This window comes from Sorangium sp. So ce1014 (genome assembly GCF_051521505.1).
Taxonomy (GTDB): Bacteria; Myxococcota_A; Polyangia; order Polyangiales; family Polyangiaceae; genus Sorangium.
This window is the reverse complement of the sequence record NZ_CP150356.1, coordinates 8972050-8993196: the sequence shown is the minus strand read 5'-3', so window position 1 is coordinate 8993196 and position 21147 is coordinate 8972050. Positions and strand designations below refer to the sequence as shown.

Sequence of the window (21147 nt, the reverse complement as noted above, 5' to 3'; positions counted from 1 at the left end):
ACGAAGCCGTTCGGTGGTCGAGCTCGCGGCGTCATTCCTTGGGTCCAGGTCTTTCGTCCTCTTCAGGCCCCACCCATTGATCCCAGCCTTCGGCGGGCTCGTGTTCCCCGTACGCCGCGAGCCAGCCCCGCGCGGCCTGCACGATCGGCGCGGGCGCCTCGAGGCTCCACGCCCAGGTCTCGAGCAGCGCCCGCAGCCGGCGGGTCGCGTCCTCGGTGCGCAGGAACTCATGGTCGTGGATGTTGGCGGTCGTGCGCTTCCAGCCGTCGAGGAGCGCGATGTATTTGTCGAAGAGCCCGAGGAGCTGCTCCGGCGTGGGGCGTTTGTCGGGATTTCCCCGCGCGAGATAGCGTGGCGCCGCGAAGGCGTACATGAGATTGAGCACCCCGAACAGCGTGCCCATCACGTCGTTGAGCTCGTCCCATGAAGCCTTCCACCTCTCTGGCTCCTTGGTCGCCAGCTCGTGGGCTGCTGCCAGGGCAGCCCTCCGCAGCTCTTCATCTGCATGCTGGGGCATGGAGCTTCCTCACGGGGCTTTGCAGATCGGGCCGATGAATGGATTGCGTATCGGTGAGATCCCTCCAGCACCTATTGCGATCGGCTTGCCGTCGTACACACCTCAGGCCGCAGTGGAGACCGTCTTGTTCCGGGGGCGCAGCACCCGGGGCGCGCCGGCGCCCTGCGGCTTTGTCGGCGTGGCGCCCGCGGGCGGGGTGGAGACGGCGCGGGCGAGCGCGGCGGCGATGGCCGCCGTCATCCGCGCGGTCGGCAGCCGCGGCGTGAAGGCGAGCACGCGCTCGCCGGGGCGCCGGCCGCGCGAGGACCGGCCGCTCCTCGCGAGCCGCTCGACGGCGCGCTCGCACGGCGAGCCCGGGGCGACGCGCAGCAGGATCTCGGGCAGCCCGATGGCGCCGCCGGCGCCGGGCGCGTAGACGACGCCGACCTCGATCGCCACGAAGCCGGGGAGCGCTGCGCGCGGCGAGAGGCCGAGACGGAGCTCGTCGGCGTCGGGGCTGCCGTCCGGGATGCGGAGGCGGCCGACGATGCGGAGCTCCGGCGCCGTGGCCGCGGCGCGGGCCGCCGCGCTGGTCGCCCTGGCCGTCGCGCTCGCGGGCGTCTTGGCCGCAGGGCGTGGCGCCGCGCTCGCGGGCGCCTTGATGGACCGCCGCACGCGCCGCGCGACGTCGCGCAGGAACGCGACCGGCCGCGCCGCCGGATCGGCGGGGAGCTCGGCGAGGCGGCCGGTGCAGAAGATCGCGAGCAGCGCCGTCGCGTCGAGCGCGAGCAGGTGGGCGTGGTACGGCGAGATGCCCGCCACGGCGTAGACGCCCGCGCCGAGCGCGCCGAGCAGCGCGGCGAGCAGCGCCTTGCCGGCGCGCGTCGAGACGTCGAGGTAGACGCCGCGCGCCCGCGGAGGCTCGCGAAAGGCCTCGGCCTCCGAGACGGGGAGCCACTTGCCCGGGCGCCGCAGGGCCGCGCCGGCGCGCTCCGGGCGGGGGGTGCGGTGCGCGGCGAGCGCGGTCGCCGCGACCACGAGGGCGGCGCCCGCCGTACCGTCCCGCAGCAGGAGCTCCAGCGCGACGCCCGCGACGAGCGCGAGCCCCGCGAGGGCGGCGCGCGGCGCGAGCGGGATCGGGACGAGGGGCCGAGGCGCGACGCCCGCGGCGCGCGCGAGGCGCTCGTGCTCGCGCCCCTTGAGCGCGACGAGGGCGCTGTAGAGCGCGAAGAGGACCGCGCCGGCGGCGAGGTAGAGCGTGCGGCTGCGGTCGGGGCTCGAGGCCGCGGCGTCCGCCAGCCGTCCGAGCACGTCGGCGCCCGGTGGCGCCGCGGCGGGCTCGGGCTGGAAGGCGCGCGCGTCGGCGCGGATCGCCCACCTCATCGGCTCGGCCTTCGGGGCGTACGGGCGGAGCAGCTCGATCTCGTCCTTGTCGACCGAGCGGCGGAGCGTGGAGAGCGTCGTCGGCGCCGCGAACGCGCCTTCGTCCTGCGCCTCGCCCGCCGCGTCGGCGCGCGGCTCGTCGACGCGCGGCTCGTCGGGCGCGGCCGGGAGCGCGACGGTGAGCCGCGCCGAGTCGTAGCCGTCGTCCCAGAGGGGCCCGGTCCACGAGATGCGGGCGCTCGGGCCGTCCTGCTGGATGAGCCCTCGCTTCATGAGGTCCGTGCGGTAGCGGAAGAAGAGCACGAACACGCCGCGGCTCAGGCCCTTGCCGTCGAAGCGGGCCCGCAGCGCCGGCGGGCGGGGCGTGCCGTCCTCGCGCGGGCGGAGATCGGGCGGCAGGAGCTCGATCGCGACCGGCGTCGCGGACGCGAGCGAGCTCGCCTCCGCGGCCTTGAGGGGCACGGCGTAGCTGCCCGGATCGAGCTCGGCGTCCGGGTCGACGCCGCGGATGTCGAGCGCGCGGAGCGGCCCGCCCGAGATCTTCAAGGTGACCTTGTGCTCGATCGTGGCGGCGCCGGCCCGGTCGATGGCGAGCCGCACGTCGTCTCCGGCGACGTGCACCTCGACCCACGCGCGCGCCGGGAGCGCGAACGCGAGCGACACGAGCGCCGCCAGGAGCGGGAGCAGCAGCGCCGGCCCGGGGCGGCGGGCGATGCGAGAGGGCATGGTGCAGACGTCCCACGGCGCCGCGCGCGGGGCCAAGTTCCGGGGGCGGCGCTCGGCCCCCGGCGCCGGCCTGCCGGCGCGGCGGGGGCCGCGCTGCCTGCGCGATCGCCGATCAGGGGGCGGCGGGCGTGATCAGAACGCGACGCCGAGCGAGAGCGACCCCATGAGCTTGATCTTGCCCGTCTTCTCGTAGAAGACGTACGGCTGGTAGTTGCCTGCGGTGACCTCCGCCGGAGGGGCGAGCGCGACGCCGAGCCCGAACCCGCCCGACATGGCGAACCCCCCGTCGCGGCCGAAGATGTTCGTGCTCCCGATGATGAGGCCGAGGACGGCGCTGCTCACGTCGCGCTTCCCGGTGACGGCCTGGGAGGGCGTGTAGACCGCCTCGAACGACTCGTAGCCGAGGCGTCCTTTCACCCAGAAGCCCCGCAGCGGCTTGCCCTCCACGTAGACACCGATGTCGGCCGCGAGCGCGTATCCGGTTGTGTCCATGGTCGCGTCCTCGAGCGAGCCCCAGATCCAGGACGGCGCGAGGCCGATGGTGAGCGGTCCGAGGATGGCCATCTCGCCCTCGAAGGTCACCCGGCCGAACAGGAGATCCAGGGCGTTGTAGCGGATCGACCAGCGGCAGCAGGTCGCCTCGGGCGGCATCGGGGGCGGCGGCGGTCCGGCCGGGAGGGCGTAACCCTGATCATACCCGGGCGGCTGCTGGGGATAGCCTTGCTGAGGGTAGCCCTGCTGAGGGTAGCCTTGCTGCTGGGGATAGCCTTGCTGCTGGGGATAGCCTTGCTGCTGGGGATAGCCTTGCTGCTGAGGGTAGCCTTGCTGCTGAGGGTAGCCCTGCTGGGGATAGCCTTGCTGCTGGGGGTAGCCTTGCTGTTGAGGGTAGCCTTGCTGCTGAGGATAACCCTGCTGGGGGTAGCCTTGCTGCTGGGGATAGCCTTGCTGAGGATAGCCCTGCTGCTGAGGATAGCCCTGCTGCTGAGGATACCCGGTCTGCGGCTGGGCAGCTCCGCCGGGCTGTCCCTGGCCTTGCGGGAGCGGCTGAGCGGGCTCTTGCGCCGCCGACGCGGGCGCGAGGAGGAGCGCGCCGAATCCGAGCAGCACGCCGCAGGCTGCCGAGCGGGGAGCCATCCCGGAGGAGGGCGCGCGCGCTGCGCCCCGACCCGTGGTGAAAGCGCAATCCATGGCGGTCGACTCTACCGAATCCCGAGCAGGCCGGCTACACGCGCGCCGCGGACCGTCGCTGCGCTCGCGCGCGCGATCTGCTGCCTGTAGTCTCCGTCCCAATGCCGCCGGTCCCCGACGTCGTCACCGCTGCCTTTCCCGCGCCCGGAAGCCTCGTCTCCAGCGGGCCCGCGGCCGTGCCGGCGGCCGATCCGGGCCCGGGGCGCGGCGCCGAGACCTCCCCGGCAGAGCTCGATCGCGCGCTGTTCGAGCTGGGCGAGGCGGCCCTCGGGTTCGCGCGCATGCCGCCCCGCGAGAAGGCCTCCCTGCTCCGCTCGTTGCTCCCGGGCCTGCTCGCCGCCGCGCGCCCGCAGGTCGAGGCGTCGTGCGCCGCCGCCGGGCTCGACCCCGGCGCGGCGGCGAGCGGCGAGGCGTGGCTCACGGGGCCGTGCGCGACGCTCTCGCAGGTGCGCCTCCTGGCCGAGGCGCTCGAGGACATCGCCGCGCGCGGCCGCCCGCAGCTCGGCCGCGGCGCGGTGCGCGCCCGCGCCGACGGCCGGATCGAGGTGGACGTGTTCCCGGCGGGCCTGAAGGACGCCGCGCTCCACGGGCCCCTCCGCGCGCGCGCCCTGATGCAGCCCGGAGCGACGCGCGCCGGCGTCCGGGAAGAGCAGGCGCGCTTCTACCAGCAGCGCGACCCCGAGGGCGGCGTCGCGCTGGTGCTCGGCGCGGGCGACGCCGCGAGCCTCCCGCTCCGGGATGCGCTCCACGAGCTCTTCGTCGACGGGCGGGTCGTGGCGCTCGCGATGAGCCCCGGGAGCGCCCCCCTCGGCGCCCTCCTCGAGCGCGCCCTCGCGCCGCTCGTCTCGCGCGGGCTCCTCCGCTTCGTGTACGGCGGCGCCGAGGCGGCCGCCTACCTCGCGGCCCACCCCGCCGTCTCGGAGGTCCACGTCAACGGCGCGGCGGCGGCGCACGACGCGCTCGTCTGGGGGCCCCCGGGCCCTCTGCAGACGCTCCGGCGGGCGTCGGGAGAGCGGCTGCTCGACAAGCCCGTCTCCTCGGTGCTCGGCGGCATCCGCCCCGTCCTCGTGACGCCGTGGCTCTACGGCGAGGACGAGCTCTGGTTCCAGGTGCGGCTCCTCGCGAGCCGGATCGTGAGCAGCGCCTCGCTCGGCGACCCCGCGGCGCACGTCCTCGTGCTGCCCAGGGGCTTCGTGCAGCGGCCGCTGCTCCTCCGGATGCTCCACCGCGCGCTCGCCGCGGTGCCGCCGCGGCGCGCCGCCCATCCGGAGGCCGAGGCGCGGCACGCCGCGCTCACGGCGGGGCGCCCGCCGCTCGAGCGCGAGCGCCTCGACGGCTCCGCCGACGCGCCGCTGCCGAGCGGCGTCGTGCGCATCGGCGAGCCCGCGCCGGGCGCGCTCCCGTGGACGCTGATCGCCGGGCTCTCCGCGTCGGACGCCGACGAGCCGCTGTTCTCGACCGAGCCGCCCTGCGGCGTCCTCTCCATCGTCGAGATCGGCTCGAGCGATCCGGTGGAGTTCCTGGAAGCGGCGACCCGCCTCTGCAACGACCGCCTCCAGGGCACCCTGGGCGCGTCGATCATCGCGCACCCGATCAGCGAGGAGGACCCCGCCGTCGGCGCCGCGCTCGACCGCGCCCTGATCGAGCTCCGGTACGGCGTGATCGCGGTGAACCAGGCGCCCGCCGCCGCGCACGCGATCGTCGTCCCGCCCTGGGGCGGCCACCCGAGCGCCACGCTCGCGGACATCCAGAGCGGGCTCGGCTTCGTGCACAACACGGCGATGCTCGGGCAGGTCGAGAAGACCGTCCTGCGCGCGCCGCTCACCACCTTCCCTCGGCCGCCCAGCTTCGTCGATCACCGGCGCTCCCACGTCGTGGGCGAGCGGCTCGCTGCCTGCTGCGCAGCCGATCGACGGTGGGGCCACGTCGCGCGCGTCGTGGCGGCCGCGCTGCGCGGGTGATCCAGCGCGGGGGCGCCGCGGCGCTCGGGCGAGGACCGGACCCACAAAGCAGAGGGCGCCCACCAGGCTCCTGGTGAGCGCCACCCATCGCGCCCTCGCCGTCGAGAGGCGCTCTCTTCACTCACGCCGTCATGTCGACGCCGCGATCAGGAGGGAAGCGACGAGCGGAACTCCTTCACCTTCTCCAGGATGTCGCGCAGCGCGTTCCGCGAGGTCTCCGAGACGTCCTCGGCCAGCTTCTCTGCGTCGAGGAGCGTGGGCTCCAGCTTGCCCCAGGCGTCCTTCGCCTCCATGCCGGCGAGGTGGAGCCTGACGCGGATCTCGTCGCGCAGGGTCTGGAGCGACTCCAGGCTCTTGGTCAGATCGCTCTTCAGCTCGGACGTGATGTTGCTCATTCTTGTCCTCCCGTATCTACGAGGTGTGGGTAGCTCCGGCGCCAATGCATCGGCCGCGCCAGGCAGCGCGCTTCGACGCGGCGCGCGACGCCCGCGCGTCCAGACCGGAGCCGAGCCCATCCATCCCGCGAGCAACCGCCGCGCGGCGCCCTCCTCCGGTGTGGCGAAATTGCTCGGTAACGTGCGTTTTTGCCCCGTCGAGGCGCGAGCGCGCCTGCGAGCTCCTCAGACGAGCGCCTTCTGCGCGAAGACGATCCCGTCGTGGTCGGCATAGACAAAGCCGCCAGGAACATAGGTGATCCCGGCGAACGTCACGGCGACGTCGCGGTCCCCCGCGCCCTTCTTGTGGCTCTTTCGCGGGTGCGTCGCGAGGGCCTTCACGCCGATCGGGATGCGGGCGATCTCCTCCGCGTCGCGGATGCAGCCGTACACGAGCACCCCGGCCCAGCCGTTCTGGTGCGCGATCGCGGCGATGTTGTCCCCGAGGAGCGCGCAGCGGAGCGAGCCGCCTCCGTCCACGACCAGCACCCGCCCCTGGCCCGGCTCTTCGAACGCCTTGCGGACGAGCACGTTGTCCTCGTGGACCTTCACCGTCGAGACGGGCCCGTGAAACAGGCGAGCTCCGCCGTAATCCCGGAAGATCGGATCGGCGACGGCGACGGCGTCCGGGTGGTCATCGCATAGATCCGTGGTTCGAACCGTGGTGTGTGAGCTCATGACGACTCCTTGGCTGCTCCGCTGCCCTTGCCTGCGCCCGTGCCGGTGAAGGCCGCCGCGTCGACCCCGTGGCGGACGAGCCATCGGCGCAGCTGGTTCCGGTGCATCCCGAGCGAGCGGGCCGCGCGCGTGACGTTCCCCTGCTCGCGCCGCAGCGCCATCTCGATGGCGATCCGCCGCAGCTCCACCGGCGCCGGCGTGCGCTTCGCGACCTCCGTGATGTCGAGGCCCGCGGACGGCGCGAGGTCCGACGCCGCCACCACGGCGCGCCCGGCCGCGTGCGCCGACTGGCCCGCCTGCCGCACCTCGCGGAGCAGCTCCCGCACGTTGCCCGGCCACGCGCGCAGCGCGCACGACTCCACGAGGCTGACGCCCGGCGCGAGCCGCGCGCCGTCGCGCCTGAGCTCCGCCGCGATCAGCCAGGGCAGCTCCTCGAGCCGCTCCGTCAGCGCGGGGAGCCGCACCTCGGGCCGGCCGATCCGGTAGTAGAGGTCCTCCCGGAAACGGCGCGCCGCGACCTCGGCCTGGAGATCCCTCAGGGTGGCCGCGCAGAGCCGGAACTCCACCTTGCGCGGGCGCGTGTCGCCGAGCGCGAGCACCTCGCGCGTCTCGAGGACGCGGAGCAGCTTGGGCTGCACCGACGCATCGAGCTCCCCGATCTCGTCGAGGAACAGCGTGCCGCCGTGCGCGGCCTGGACATAGCCCTCCGCGTCGGCGTTCGCGTCCGAGTACGCCCCGCGCCGCGCCCCGAAGAGCAGCCGCTCCGCGAGGCCCTCCGGGATCGCGGCGCAGTTCACGGCGACGAAGGGGCCGCCGCGCCCCGTCGCCGCGTGGAAGGCGCGCGCCGCGAGCTCCTTGCCCGAGCCGCTCGGCCCGGTGAGCAGCAGCGTCTCGCCGCGCGTCCCCGCGCGGGCGATCAGCTCGCGGGTCTGCCTCAGCGTGGGGCCGACGACCTCGTCCACGTGCTCCAGGACGCCGCCCCGCTGGAACGGCGCGACGTCGGCGGTGAAGCGCAGCAGCGTGCCCCCGATCCGGAGCAAGCGCGGCAGCGACGGGAAGACCTGCTCCTCGACCTGCTCGCCGTCGACGAAGGTGCCGTTCCTGCTGCCGAGATCGGTGATCTGCAGGCCCTGGCCCGAGAGCGCGACGCGGGTGTGCCGGCGCGACACCTGCTCGTCGTCGACGACCACCGTGTCGTCCGCAGACGCGCGACCGAGCACGACCGCGCCGTCCCCGAGCGGGATCGGCGCGCACGCAGGCTGCCCGCGGGTGAAGATGACCACGAGGCCGGGCGTCGCCGCCGCCGTGGGCGCCGCCTCTGCGTCGGACGCCCTGACCGTGGACTGATCGTCAGCACCCACACGGTAGGCATACCCGATCCCGGGCAACCCTGGAGGATCCGCGGAGCAGGTTGCGTTGTAGCTGTATAAATCTAGTCGCGGTGGGACGCCTGCGCGATCCTCGTCGCGAGCGCGTCGCGGGTGGGGGCGGTCAGTACCGCGGCACCGAGGGGTCCACGTCCTGCGACCACGCGTCGATCCCGCCCTGGAGGTTGTAGAGGTTCCGGAAGCCCCTCGCGAGGTAGTGCTCGGCGGCCGCCTGGCTGCGCCCGCCGTGGTGGCAGTGGAAGACGATCCGCGCGTCCTTGGCGAGCGTCTCCAGGTACTGCTGGCCTTCCTGGTCGAGGTGGCGAGCCCCCTCGATCTTCGCGATCGTGCGCTCCTGCTCGGTCCGGACGTCGAAGAGCTCGAGCGCCTCGCCGCCGTCGCGCATCGCCTTGAGCGCGGCGGGCGAGAGCTGCTTGACCTTCGGCGCGTCGTTCGGGCTCTCCAGCTTGAAGCCGCCGCCGGAGGCGCCCTCGACGAAGTCGATCGACAGCCCCTCAGCGCGCCGCGCGCTCGCCCGGTCGAGCAGGAACACCATCCCGCCGGCCTCGACCTCGACGTCGCCTGCCTGCCGCGGGCCGAAGTAGAGGCCGTAGGTGTGCGAGGGGTCGATCTCGATGTGAACGAAGTCGGCGTCGGACTCCCGCGCGGACGTGAACGCGGTGATCGCCGCCTGGGTCACGCGGATGGAGGGCGGCGCCTGCGGCTCGCCCTGCGCGAGCCCGAGCGTCTTCACCAGCTCCCCTGTCGCGTGCAGCTCCTTCACGATGTCGCAGCCGCCGACGAACTCGCCGCGGATGTAGAGCTGCGGGATCGTGGGCCAGCTCGAGAACTCCTTGATGCCGTCGCGCAGCGCGGGATCCGAGAGGACGTCCACCGTCCGGTACTCGGGCAGGTGCTCGTCGAGCATGCTCACCACCGTGGCGGAGAAGCCGCACTGAGGCATGGTCCGCGTCCCCTTCATGAACACGACGACGTCGTTCTCGCGGATGATGGTGGCGATCTTGGCCCGCATGGGCTCGCTGAGGCTCATGTGCTTGCTCTCCGTCCGCGGCCGTCGCGGCGCGATCGACTCCCGCGCGCTTCCGCGGGGCTCTCGCTAGCATGAGCCCTGCACGGCAGCGAGACCCTGCGGGCGGCCTCGCCCCCGTCTGCCGAGGGCGGCGGCGCGCGATCCGCGGCGCGGCCGCGCCCGACGGAGGACGCGCGCGATCCGCGGCGCGTCCAGGGACGCCCGCGACCGGCGCGCTCAGCGGCCGAGCAGGAGCCCCACGACCGCCGCGATGGCGGCGAGGGTCGCGAGGACGGCCGGCGTGCTGAGCTGCGCGCCGAGCCCGCGCAGGCGCCCGCCGCCCGGCGTCGAGGAGCGCGCGAGCGCGTCCGAGGGGGGCGGCGTGACGCGGAGCACGCCAGGCGACGCCGCGTCGCCTTCGCGGAGCTCGACGAAGAGCTGGTCGAGCGGGGCGTGCTCGCCGAAGGGGCGCACCAGGCGGAGCGTCACGCCGCCGGTGAGATCCGGGGGCAGCCGGAGCCGCAGCGTCCTCGCGGCGACCTCGGCCGGGGCGCGGTGGGCGCCGCTCCGGGCGCAGCTGTCGCAGCCGCCGCCGTCGCAGCGGGCGCAGGCGACGAGGGCTGGCACGGTGATCTCGACGTCCGCGCGATCGCTCGCCCACGCCGCCGGGACCGTGATCGCGAGGCGGCCCCGCGCGCCGTTCGAGGCGTCGAGCCCTCCGCGATCGATCAGCTGCCCGAGCTCGGCTCTGCCCATGGACCTTGTGTGCCGCAGCCGGGCCCCGGCGCCAAGCGCCGGCGGCGGGCGGAGCCTGCCGGGAGGGTAGGGGGTAGGGGTCGGGCGGCGCCTTCGCTGCGCTGCCCGTGACGGGCGGCGGGCGGCGAAGGCGCGGCGCGCCGGGTCAGTTCCCGAGGTCGACGACCTCGAGCCCGTGGTGCCCGAGCGAGCAGAGCGCGCGGTCGCCGTCGAGCGTCACCCGGTAGACGTACGAGGAGAGCTCGGCCTTCGTCTCGAAGGTCAGTTCGTCGAGGTCCGACGCGTCGAGGACGGCGATCGATGGCGGGTTGGAGCTGGAGACGAGGAGGCGCGTACCGTCCGCGAGGAGCGGCGAGCCGACGCTGAAGTCCGCGAGCGGCTTCCTCGCGAGCTCGATGCTGCCTTCCTCGAGCCCGCTGGCCACGAGGATGCCGTACGGGGACTCCGGGGACTCGTCGCTCCCCGTGGTGTAGATCACGTAAGTGTACAGGAACACGCGGTCATCGCCCACGAACACCTGCGAGATCGCCCGGTTGTCGTCCAGCGGGCTCTCGTCGCGGAGGCGCGCTGTCTCGGCGCCGACGTCGACGAGCTTGAGCGTGTGGCTCGTGCCTCGGCAGAGGCCGCGGCCCTCCCGGGTCTCCTGGTTGTGCGGCAGGAACTCGGCCCGCCCGAAGGTGGCGTAGCACGCGATGAAGTCCGCCGCCTCGAACTCGACCGTCTGGTAATCCATCGTGAGCGCGCGGCCGGACGTGCGGTCGAAGGCGAGCAGCGAGCCGGGCACGTTGACCGGCGTCCGCACGACCGGCGAGGACGGGTCGGACACGTCGATGCGGTCGAGGTAGAAGCGCGCCCTGGAGGGGTCCTCCGGCAACGGTACCCAGTGCGAGGTCAGCACGGTGGTGCCGTCGATCTGCAGGCCCGTGTGGCCAGCGCCGGAGGGCAGCGCCACCGAGCGGTGCGCCGGATTCGACGGGTCGGAGAGGTCGAGGACCTCGAGCCTCGCTTTGGCGGGCGCCGGCACCTGGGCCCCGTCGTCGTCGTAGTAGTACTCGTCGTCGGCGTCGCGGAGCACGAGGGTGCTCCCTGCCTGCACCACGGAGTCGCCCGTCGGGATGGCGGTGCCGTAGTACCCGTACCAGTACCAGTAGAGCGCGCGGCTGCTGAACGGCAGCTCGCGCTGGCTCGCGATCCGGGGGGATTCGGGGTCCCTGAGATCGATGACGGCGAGGTGCGTCTTGGTCCAGTCCGCGTACGAGGGCCAGAGCAGGTAGGCGTATTGCCCGTGCGCGAAGAGGCGCGCGTCGGCGATGCCGGATCCGTAGCACTCGACGTCCGACGCGGAGGTCAGCGCCTCGAGGTCGAGCTTCCCGAGCGGCTCGGTGCGGGCCGGATCCGCGGCCGACACGACCTCGAGCTGCGGGCCGCTCGTCCACCAGTCCGCGCTCATGCGGACCACGAGATCGCCGGTGGTGACCGCGTTGCTGACGATCGTCGCGAGGCTGAGGTCGGTGACCTCGACCGGGGCGCTCCGGTCGTCGATGTTGAACGTCCCGACCTCCTGATCGGAGACGGCGAAGAGCCGCTCGTCGTGGACGAAGGCGCGCCGCGCCTGGCCGCGCGCGGGGGCGGAGCCGCGCTTCGTGAGCGTGTTGGTCGTGAAGTCGATGAGCTGGATGCCGCTCTGGTACGAGCCGCAGCCCTTGTCGTCATTGACCTCGAAGCCGCTGTAGGGGACGAGGATCGTGCCGAGGTCGTCCAGGAGGGTGAAGGCCTTGTGGATCCGGTCCTGGTCCTCGGCGAAGTTCCCCCACGAGCCGCCGAAGTGGATGCGCTCCAGCATCGTCGGGGTCGTGAGATCCGAGACGTCGAAGAGCGAGACGTGGAGCGAGCCCTCGGCGGAGGCGTTGTCGAACCCGAGGGCGAGCAGCCGGTTGCCGCGCGGCTCCATGTGATAGACCCAGCCGGGCATCTCGAGCTCGCCGAGCTGGGCGGGGTGCGCCGGGTCGCTGAGGTCGATGGTGAACAGCGGGTCGGTCTGCTCTGCCGTGATGGCGTAGGCGCGGTCGCCGTCGAAGCGGACGGAGCGCAGCGACTCGGGCCGGGGCAGGGTGAGCTCGGTGTAGCCGAGGGGCGTGAGCTCCTGCGAGGACGCGACGGTGAAGGTCTGGACGCCTGGAAGTGCCGCGTTGTTCCACCACGTGCCGGGCTGGCTGACGACGCGGAGGACGCCCTCGTGCTCATCCATCTGCCAGCGGCTCTGGATCTGGCCGACGGCCTCGACGCTCGTGCCCTCGACGAGGTCGCCGCCGGGGTCGGAGATATCGATGACCTGGATGGTGGAGTGTCCCTCGTCGTCGCCGCCGTTCCACTCGATGCCCGCGACATACATGCGGTCCTGCGTGACGGTCACGCTGCGGCGCCACCCGTAGCCGTAAGGGTCGTCGTCTTTGTAGCTCAGCTTGTCGACCACGCTGATCTCGGCCGGGTCGCCGACGGCCAGGGAGGTGACGGTGGTGTTCGGCGAGCTTCCGCACCCCCAGCAATAGTTGTTCTCGAAGGTGACGGCATAGAGCACGTCGCCGACGATGCGCGAGTCCGAGAGGGTGCCCGGCAGGTCGAACGAGCCGATCAGCCGGATATTCGACGGGTCGGAGACGTCGAGCGCCTCGATGCGGCTCGACTCCTCATAGGTGTACTCGCCGGTGTCCGCGTCGTAGAGGTACTGCGTCCACGACGAGAACATCGCGTAGACGATGTCGTCACGCAGGTACATCTCGAAGGGCATTCCGCTCGCCCGGTAGCGCCCGATCAGGCTCAGCCGGTCGCGTTGCGAGATGTCGATGACGCTGAGCCCCGCATATTGCGAGAGCGCGTAGAGCGTGCCGTCCTTGACCTGGATGATGTCGGCCTCGGTGATCGCGCGCTCCGGGTCGTCGTCCGCTCCTTCGTCCGGCGCCCCGGAGCCCTCTCCGGAGCCCGTACTACCGGCGGAGCCGACGCTGCCGCCGTCCTCGCCCGCGCTGTCGTTGCTCCCACTCGGATTGCCAGAGATGAAGTCGGTCGGAGCGTCCTCCGGCAAAGGCCCGGTCGCGCCTCCCTTGCTGCAGCCGGCGAGTCCGGCCGATGCTGCTGCCGCCACAAGGACGAGCCAGCCGGCGTAAGTTCTAGACAGGAAGGTCATGGTTCACCTCGTTCACGAAGACACAGGGCGTCATGGCTGCGCCGGTGCGTGTTGCGCTATCCGCGTCATCGTGCACGGCGCATCAAGCAAGCCTCAGGCCAGGCAGAAGGCCGTAAAAATGCCCGGATTTCGACGGTGCACGTTGGGCCTGTGCCAGAGTGTGCAGCCCCGTGGGCAGCCGCGGCTGGGGTTCGCCCGCAAAGCGTGCGCCTCGTCGCCGCCGGTGCGCCGTGATCCCGGCTGAGCTCTCATGACCTGGAGGGCGGATCGCGCCCCTTGTGGGACGCGGCTCGTCACGGCGGGAGATCGCGTTCACGCTTCGAGGACGCGCCGGCCCGGTCCGGTGATGCGGCCATCTAATCCTGGCGCCAGCGGCTGCCGGGTGGCAGGGTCGATCACTTGATAGGAGGCTTGATTATGGATCTGTTCAGCAAGCGTCATCGGCTCGTCGTTGCGATGCTTCTTCTCTTCGTCCCCCTGCTCACCGGCGCCAAGGGCAAGGGCTGTCAGGGCCCGGTCGAGGGCGGCGGATCTGGGCCTGGGGGCGGGGGGTCTGCGGGCGGCCCGCCTGGGTCCTGCGTGGTGACCGGCTGCAGCAGTCAGGTCTGCGCGGACGAGGACGTCGCCACCACGTGCGAGTTCCGCGAGGAGTACGCGTGCTACCCGAAGCACGGCGTATGCGAGCGGGGCGAGTCGGGCGAGTGCGGCTGGCGGCCGACGCCGGAGCTCGAGGCGTGCCTCGGGGGCGGCGAGCCTGCCCCGTGCGTGGTGACCGGCTGCAGCGGTCAGGTCTGCGCCGATGCCGACAACGACGTGGTCACCACGTGCGAGTGGCGCGAGGAGTACGCGTGTTACGCCGATCACGGCGTGTGCGAGCGGGGCGAGTCGGGCGCATGCGGCTGGCGGGCGACGCCGGAGCTCGAGGCGTGCCTCGGGGGCGGCGAGCCTGCCCCGTGCGTGGTGACCGGCTGCAGCGGTCAGGTCTGCGCGGACGAGGACGTGGTCACCGACTGCGAGTTCCGCGAGGAGTACGCGTGTTACCCGAAGCACGGCGCGTGCGAGCGGGGCGAGTCGGGCGAGTGCGGCTGGCGGGCGACGCCGGAGCTCGAGGCGTGCCTCGGGGGCGGCGAGCCTGCCCCTGCCCCGTGCGTGGTGACCGGCTGCAGCGGGCAGATCTGCGCGGACGAGGACGTCGCGAGCACCTGCGAGTGGCGCGACGAGTACGCGTGTTACGGGACGCACAGCGTGTGCGAGCGGGGCGAGTCGGGCGCGTGTAGCTGGCGGGCGACGCCGGAGCTCGAGGCGTGCATCGAGGCGGCTTCCGGTACATGACGCCGGCCAGCGGGCGCTGAACCCGGAGCAGCGGTGATGCGTGCACCTCGGACGCACCACGTCTTCGACTCGACCGAGCTCCCCTGAATTCGTCGCCACCACGCGCCCGAGCGGCCCGTCCGAGAAGGTCGTTTGCGCAATCCACCTGTTGCAAGGCCTTCTTCGCTGTTGCCCATCATGCAGCGTATCGTCGGCTCGTTGAGCGAATTCGGTCTGAACAGGAGCCCTACTCGCTCACGAGCCGCAGACCCACCGGCAGCCCCTCTCCGAAGAACGCCGCGCGCTCGGCCTCCTCGACGGCCACGACCTCGCGCACCGCCCTCACCCACGCCTCGGGCGCGCCCGCCTTGGCGAGCCGCCGCTCCACCTCGCCGCGGATCCGGTCCGAGACGTCGCGCGCCCGGTCGCCGGTCCTGCGCGCGAGCTGCACCGCGGCCGGCGCGGCGGACGGCAGCTCCTGCCACTTCTCGCGCATCAGGTGATCGAGCCACCGCTCGGCCGCCGCCGGCGACACGACATGGTGAACGCTCGCGTAGGCCGGGACGCGCGCCCCGATGCGGCCGATCGCCGCCCAGAGCCGCGCGTCGCGGTCGGTCCACGTGCGCTCCAGGATCCAGGCGCCGAGCTCGCTCCGCCGCCCGGCGGGCACGCGCTCGAGCGACGCGCAGAGCTCGAGCAGATCGTCGAGCGCCTCCGGCTTCACGCCCTTCGGCTTCTTCAGCCGCTGTTCGGCCGGGGCCAGGAACGGATCCGCGAGATCCCGGATCGCGACCTGCAGCGGCTCGTCGAGGCCGCCCGCGATGCGGCGCCACGCGATCCAGAACTGCTGCCAGGAGCGCGCCTCCTGCGGGAACACGAGCCGCTCGGCGAAGAGCGGCGCGATCGCGGCGACGCGCGCCGGATCGCCCGCGTCGCCGAAGCCCGGGCGCAGGCAGTAGCCGGCGAGCGACCAGAACACGCGCTCGTGGTCGGCCGAGCGCCGCCGCGAGCGCGCGCTCGGCGCGAGGGTATCGAACAGCGCCCGCGCGGTCTCGGTCGTCCAGGTGGCGCGCTCGCCGAGGACGCGCTCCAGCTCGCGGACGAGGTTCTTCACCTCCCGCGGCGCGACGTCGGGCCGCCCCTTGCCGAACACCCGCTCGATCGCCTCCCGCGCCTCCTCGAGGCGCCTCCCGCCCTGCGTCGCCGCGGTGGGAGGCCTCGCCTGCGCCCGCTCCGGGGCGCCCCCCTCGGCAGCGCGCGCGCCGCGGCCGTCCTCGCGCAGCTGGAACGCCAGCCGGAAGCGGCGCGGCGCCGGGACGCCCACCTCGACGCAGGCGAGATCCAGCGTGCCGATCGCGGTGAGCTCTCCCTCGATCTGGACGCGCACCTCGGCCTGCTTGCCCGCCGCGGCGCGCGCCGCGTCCCCCGCGTCGAACGCCACGGCGACCGGCGGCAGGGGCTCGAACCGGTCCTCCTCGAGGGGGACGAGGTCGCCCGCGCGATCGGCGCGCGCGTCGTCCGACGCGAACAGGTCGAACCGGACCGGGCGGCCCACGGCGAGCGCGAAGGTCCGCCCGGCCGCCGCGTGCACGCTGCCCTCCTTCGCGCCGCGCGGCACCACGCAGACCGCGGGCCGCGGCCCCCCGCCGGCGGGCGGCTCCAGGCCGACGTAGTAGCCGCGCGCCGCGCCCCCCTCGATGCGCACGCCGCGGCCCGCGAGCGCGAGGCCGTACGCGACCGCGCCCCGCGCCACCGCGAGGTCGGGGTCGGCGTGCGGGAGCACGTCGAGCCGCGGGCCGCCCCAGCGCTCGATGACCTGCGCGAGGCGCTCCGCGACGCGGCGCGCGCGGAAGACGCCGCCGTTCAGGAGCAGCGCGGTCGGCCCCCGCGCCTCGGGGGCGTGGCGCGCGAAGAACCAGGCCACGTGCCGGGTGATCGCCGCGTCCCGCTCGTAGGGCAGGCCGAACGCGACGAGCCCGCTCCGCCCGCGCTGCGGCCGGGCGTCGCGCGGCGCCTCCGGGAAGAAGCCGTCGAGCACGATCCCCTCGACCTCCTCGCGGCGGAGGCGCGTCGTCAGCGCCCCGCCCACGAGCCGCGCCCCGTGCGAGAGCACGGTGACCGGCGCCTCGTCCGGCGGGGCGGGCGCGTCGCGGCTGCCGGCCGAGGCGCCGCCGCCGGCCGAGGCGCCGCCGTCGAGCAGGCGCTCCTTGGCGGCGCGGCAGGCGAGCACGAGCTGCCCGAAGCGCGCCGGATCGAGCTTCTCCCCCGTGCCGCCGACGAGGCGCGGCTCGCAGAGGTGGGCGAGCGCGAGGTCCATGTTGTCGCCGCCGAGCAAGAGGTGGTGGCCGACGGCGACGCGCGAGACCTCGGCCGGGCGGCCCTCGGCGGCGCGAGCGACCCGGATGAGCGACAGATCGGTGGTGCCGCCGCCGACGTCGCAGACGAGGACCGTCGCGTCGCCGCCCGAGCGGGCGAGCAGCGCGTCGAGGCCCTCCGTGCCTGCGAGCCGCATGAAGTCGTAGAAGGCGGCCTGCGGCTCCTCGAGGAGCCGCGCCGAGAGGCCGGCGCTGCGGGCCGCCTCGACGGTGAGCTCGCGCGCGACCTGATCGAACGAGGCCGGCACCGTGAGCACGACCTCCTGCGCCGCGAGCGGGCGATCCGGGAAGGCGTCGTCCCAGGTGCGCCGCACGTGGGCGAGCAGCCGGGCGCTCGCGTCGAGCGGCGAGACGCGCGGCAGGGAGGCCGCGTCCTCGGGCGCGCCCCACGGCAGGATGGGCGCGGTGCGGTCGACGGTGGGGTGGCAGAGCCAGCTCTTCGCCGAGGCGATGAGCCGGCCGGGGACCTCGCCGCCGCGCCGGCGCGCGTGCTCGCCGATCGCGAAGGGCGCGTCGCCGAACGGGTCGGCCGGCGCCTCGCCGGGGAGGGGCGCGTAGAGCAGGGAGGGCAGCAGCGGGCGCGCCTCGACCTCGGTGGCGGTCACCAGCTGCGGGATGGAGAAGACGCGGATCCCGCCCGGCCCGGCGTCGCGTTCGGCCCATGCCACGACGGTGTGGGTGGTGCCGAGGTCGATTCCGACGATCAGGCTCGGGTGGTTCGCGGGGGCGGACATGCGTGCGCGCAGCAACGATACTGGATCGTCGCCGCGCCTTCCGCAGGTCCAGCGCGCGGCCGCGTCGGCTCGCACCCGCGGCGGGCCGCCGCCGGCGCTTCTTCCGGGCGATGCCCCGTGCTAGAGGCGCGAAATGCGAGCGAACCGAGCGATCTGGCTTGTGGTCATGGGCGTCCTTGCGGCGGGGTGCGGGTCGGCGAATGCCGAGATGTCGCTGGCGGCGAGCGCCACGCCGCCTCCGCCGCCTCCGCCGGCGCCCGTCCAGCCGGCGGCGCCTGCCGAGGCGGTCATCGAGGGGGATCGCATCAAGATCGCCCGGCCGATCTTCTACGACCTCGACAAGGACGAGATCCGGCCCGAGTCGTTCTCGGTCCTCGACGCGGTGGCGCACATCCTGAGGACGCACCCGGAGATCACCGCGCTGACGGTCGAGGGGCACACGGACAACCAGGGGACGGTGGAGCACAACATCAAGCTGTCCGAGCGCCGCGCGAACGCCGTGGTCCGCTACCTCGTCCAGCGCGGCGTCACGACGCCGATGACGGCGCCGGGGTACGGCGCCGCCGCGGCCATCTGCTTCACGAACGACGAGGGCTGCCGCGCCATGAACCGACGCGTGGAGTTCCGTATCAAGACGAAGTGACCTCGGGGCATGTCGCGCGATCGTGGTCAATCCATCACGGGAATACGCGCGCTGAGCGCGACGTGCCGGTCCGAACAAATCATTGTAGTGTGTGGCGCGCACCCCACCCGCGGAGAAGCGCTATGCAAAATTCTCCCCGCGTCGCAATTCTGGGTTGTCTGCCGCACACCGGCGGTGCGGTGGAATGCCTCCGGAGCGCCGTATTCCCCCAGGAAAACCGCCGCCGGACGCGGCCGCAGGCCCCGTTGACAACCGGAGGCGCCGGGATCTAGAGTGGCGGCCCTCTGAGCTTGCTCGGAGGCCCCAAGCCCAACACTCATCGGCACCGACCCGGGGCAGCTCTGCCGCCGGGTTCTTTTTTGTCGCTGATGGGGAAGAAGCCCTCCGCTTTCGACCCAGCTTTCGACTCCACCGAATCCACGGAGACCGCGCGTCCATGAGCAATCAGTACGGCCACTTCGACGACGAGAGCCGCGAGTACGTGATCACCCGGCCCGACACGCCGCTGCCCTGGCTCAACTACCTGGGTTCGGACGAGATGTTCGGCCTCTGCACCAACACGGCGGGCGGCTACACGTTCTGGAAGGACGCCAAGCTGCGCCGGCTCACCCGGTATCGTTACAACAACGTGCCCATGGACGTCGGCGGGCGCTACCTCTACGTGAACGACGGCGGGGTCGTGTGGAACCCCATGTGGAAGCCGGTCAAGACGGCCCTCGATCGCTACGAGTGCCGCCACGGCCTGGGATACACGAAGATCACGGGCGAGAAGAACGGCGTCGAGGTGGAGGTGCTCTTCTTCATCGTCCCCGGCGAGAACGTCGAGATCTGGCGCACCCGGGTCACGAACAAGAGCGGCGCGAAGAAGGATATCCAGCTCTTCTCCTTCCAGGAGTTCTGCTTCTTCGAGGCGCTCAATGACATGACGAACTACCAGCGCACCTACTCCATCGGCGAGGTGGAGATCGAGGGGAGCGCCATCTACCACAAGACCGAGCTCCGCGAGCGCCGCTCCCATTACACGCTCTTCGGCTGCACGCGGGCCGTCGACGGGTTCGACACGAGCCGCGACGCCTTCTGCGGCAGCGTCCACCACGGCCTCCACGAGGCCCAGGTGCCGGCCGGGGGCAAGGCCACGAACTCCAAGGCGTTCGGCTGGAACCCGATCGGCAGCCACCAGGTGAGCCTCTCGCTCGCGCCCGGCGCGAGCGAGACCCTGAGCTTCGTGCTCTCGTACGTGGACCAGGGGGACCTGCCCAAGTTCAAGGCGCCCTTCGTCATGAACAAGCAAAAGGGCAAGGAGATCCTGGCCAAGTACTCGGCGCCCGGCGCCGTGGACGGGGCGTACGCTCAGCTGAAGGACGACTGGGCCGGGCTGCTCTCGAACTTCCAGGCCGACTGCCCGGACGAGCACGCGCGGCGCATGCTCAACACCTGGAATCAGTACCAGTGCATGGCGACCTTCAACCTCTCTCGGTCGGCCAGCATGTACGAGACCGGCATCGGCCGGGGCATGGGCTTCCGCGACTCGAACCAGGATCTCCTGGGCTTCGTGCACCTCATCCCCGAGCGCGCCCGCCAGCGCATCCTCGACATCGCCGCCACCCAGCTCAGCGACGGCACCTGCTACCACCAGTACCAGCCGCTGACGAAGAAGGGGAACGCCGACATCGGCGGCGACTTCTACGACGATCACCTGTGGCTCATCCTCTCCACGTGCGCGTACATCAAGGAGACCGGCGACAGGGCCATCCTCAAGGAGGCTGTGGGCTACGCCGACAAGCAGGGCTCCAAGGAGGACCTCCTGCACCACCTGGAGACGTCCATCGCGTACACGATGAAGAAGCGCGGCCCGCACGGCCTGCCGCTGATCGGCCACGCGGACTGGAACGACTGCCTCAACCTGAACTGTTTCAGCACCGAGCCCAACGAGAGCTTCCAGACCGCGGGCGACGTGAAGGACTCGAAGGCCGAGTCCGTGATGATCGCCGGCCTCTTCCTCTACGCCAGCCGCGAGATGGCCGCCCTGTACGACTGGATGGGCCAGAAGCCCGACGCGGAGCGCATGCGCGGGCAGTACGCGGAGATGCTGGCCGTTGTCGAGAAGGAGGCCTGGGACGGCGAGTGGTACCGCCGCGCCTATGACGCCGAGAGCCGGCCGGTCGGGACCCACGAGAACGACGAGGGCAAGATCTTCATCGAGAGCCAGGGCTGGTGCGTGCTGGGCGGCGCCGGCGCGGACAACGGCCGCGCCAGGCAGGCGCTGGAGAGCGTGCACAAGCACCTCTACACGAAGAACGGCATCGTGCTGCAGCAGCCCGCGTACTCGACCTACCACCTCGAGCTCGGGGAGGTCACCTCGTACCCGCCGGGCGTGAAGGAGAACGCCGGCATCTTCTGCCACAACAACACCTGGATCCACCTGGGCTGGTGTCTGCTGGGCGAAGGGGAGCGCGCGCTGGAGTACTATCTCTCCATCTGCCCCTCGGCCAAGGAGAGCCAGATCGAGACCTACCGGGCCGAGCCCTACGTCTATGCGCAGATGATCGCGGGCAAGGACGCCCCGGTCTTCGGTGAAGCGAAGAATGCCTGGCTCACCGGCACCGCGGCCTGGACCTTCGTGTCCGTCAGCCAGGGGATCCTGGGCGTGCAGCCCCAGTACGACGGCCTGAAGCTCGATCCCTGCGTGCCCAAGGCCTGGAAGAGCTTCTCCATCTCCCGCCGCTTCCGCGGCGCCACCTACGAGATCAGCGTCAAGAACTCGGGGGTGTGCAAGGGCGTGAAGAAGCTCACCGTGGACGGCAAGACCGTCGCGGGCAACGTGATCCCCCTGGCCCAGGCCGGCAAGACGGTGCGCGTCGAAGTCGAGATGGGCTGAAGG

At 72.6% G+C, this 21147-nt stretch carries 15 protein-coding genes; 5 read left to right on the top strand and 10 right to left on the bottom strand.

The window, feature by feature from the left end; translation table 11 throughout:
• Window positions 1-31 precede the first annotated feature (31 nt).
• The 3 genes from WME75_RS34095 to WME75_RS34085 all read right to left on the bottom strand — a co-directional run bounded on the left by WME75_RS34095 (window position 32) and on the right by WME75_RS34085 (window position 3256).
• Window positions 32-517 carry a hypothetical protein gene (locus WME75_RS34095; protein WP_437479603.1) on the bottom strand — a complete coding sequence of 162 codons (486 nt, stop codon included), beginning with the start codon at window positions 515-517 and terminating at the stop codon, window positions 32-34.
• A gap of 102 nt (window positions 518-619) precedes the next feature.
• Entirely contained in the window at window positions 620-2605 is a 1986-nt protein-coding gene (locus tag WME75_RS34090) for a hypothetical protein (protein WP_437479600.1), read from the bottom strand.
• Between the two features lie 132 nt (window positions 2606-2737).
• A complete protein-coding gene (locus WME75_RS34085; protein ID WP_437479598.1) occupies window positions 2738-3256 on the bottom strand; it encodes a hypothetical protein in 519 nt (172 codons plus the stop codon).
• A gap of 69 nt (window positions 3257-3325) precedes the next feature.
• Here WME75_RS34085 and WME75_RS34080 point away from each other — a divergent pair, with 69 nt between their 5' ends.
• Together WME75_RS34080 and WME75_RS34075 are read left to right on the top strand one after the other, a co-directional pair.
• A complete protein-coding gene (locus WME75_RS34080; RefSeq protein ID WP_437479595.1) occupies window positions 3326-3883 on the top strand; it encodes a hypothetical protein in 558 nt (185 codons plus the stop codon).
• A gap of 11 nt (window positions 3884-3894) precedes the next feature.
• Window positions 3895-5754 carry a hypothetical protein gene (locus WME75_RS34075; protein ID WP_437479592.1) on the top strand — a complete coding sequence of 620 codons (1860 nt, stop codon included), beginning with the start codon at window positions 3895-3897 and terminating at the stop codon, window positions 5752-5754.
• A 146-nt stretch (window positions 5755-5900) separates the two neighbouring features.
• Here WME75_RS34075 and WME75_RS34070 read toward each other — a convergent pair whose 3' ends face one another.
• The 6 genes from WME75_RS34070 to WME75_RS34045 form a co-directional block, all read right to left on the bottom strand.
• Entirely contained in the window at window positions 5901-6149 is a 249-nt protein-coding gene (locus WME75_RS34070) for a hypothetical protein (protein WP_020739535.1), read from the bottom strand.
• A 225-nt stretch (window positions 6150-6374) separates the two neighbouring features.
• Window positions 6375-6866, bottom strand: a complete 492-nt coding sequence (rraA, locus tag WME75_RS34065) for a ribonuclease E activity regulator RraA (RefSeq protein ID WP_437479589.1) — start codon at window positions 6864-6866, stop codon at window positions 6375-6377.
• Window positions 6863-8227 (bottom strand): sigma 54-interacting transcriptional regulator, encoded by a 1365-nt coding sequence (locus WME75_RS34060; RefSeq protein ID WP_437479587.1) that lies wholly within the window; start codon window positions 8225-8227, stop codon window positions 6863-6865. The genes rraA and WME75_RS34060 overlap by 4 nt, the downstream gene beginning before the upstream one ends.
• 130 nt (window positions 8228-8357) lie before the next feature.
• Complete coding sequence (gene grxD / locus WME75_RS34055) at window positions 8358-9284, bottom strand: Grx4 family monothiol glutaredoxin (protein ID WP_437479585.1); 927 nt, start codon at window positions 9282-9284, stop codon at window positions 8358-8360.
• A 216-nt stretch (window positions 9285-9500) separates the two neighbouring features.
• Window positions 9501-10019: a hypothetical protein gene (locus WME75_RS34050; protein WP_437479582.1), complete on the bottom strand. Its 519-nt coding sequence runs from the start codon at window positions 10017-10019 to the stop codon at window positions 9501-9503.
• A gap of 145 nt (window positions 10020-10164) precedes the next feature.
• Entirely contained in the window at window positions 10165-13203 is a 3039-nt protein-coding gene (locus WME75_RS34045; protein ID WP_437479580.1) for a beta-propeller domain-containing protein, read from the bottom strand.
• Window positions 13204-13620: 417 nt separating this feature from the next.
• Between WME75_RS34045 and WME75_RS34040 the strand changes: the two genes are divergently transcribed.
• A complete protein-coding gene (locus tag WME75_RS34040) occupies window positions 13621-14535 on the top strand; it encodes a hypothetical protein (protein WP_437479578.1) in 915 nt (304 codons plus the stop codon).
• Window positions 14536-14761: 226 nt separating this feature from the next.
• Here the strand turns inward: WME75_RS34040 and WME75_RS34035 are convergent, their stop codons facing one another.
• Entirely contained in the window at window positions 14762-17623 is a 2862-nt protein-coding gene (locus tag WME75_RS34035; protein WP_437479576.1) for an Hsp70 family protein, read from the bottom strand.
• Window positions 17624-17756: 133 nt separating this feature from the next.
• Between WME75_RS34035 and WME75_RS34030 the strand changes: the two genes are divergently transcribed.
• A complete protein-coding gene (locus WME75_RS34030; RefSeq protein WP_437479573.1) occupies window positions 17757-18266 on the top strand; it encodes an OmpA family protein in 510 nt (169 codons plus the stop codon).
• Between the two features lie 436 nt (window positions 18267-18702).
• On the top strand, window positions 18703-21144 hold the full coding sequence (locus WME75_RS34025; protein WP_437479570.1) for a GH36-type glycosyl hydrolase domain-containing protein: 2442 nt from the start codon (window positions 18703-18705) through the stop codon (window positions 21142-21144).
• Window positions 21145-21147 lie beyond the last annotated feature (3 nt).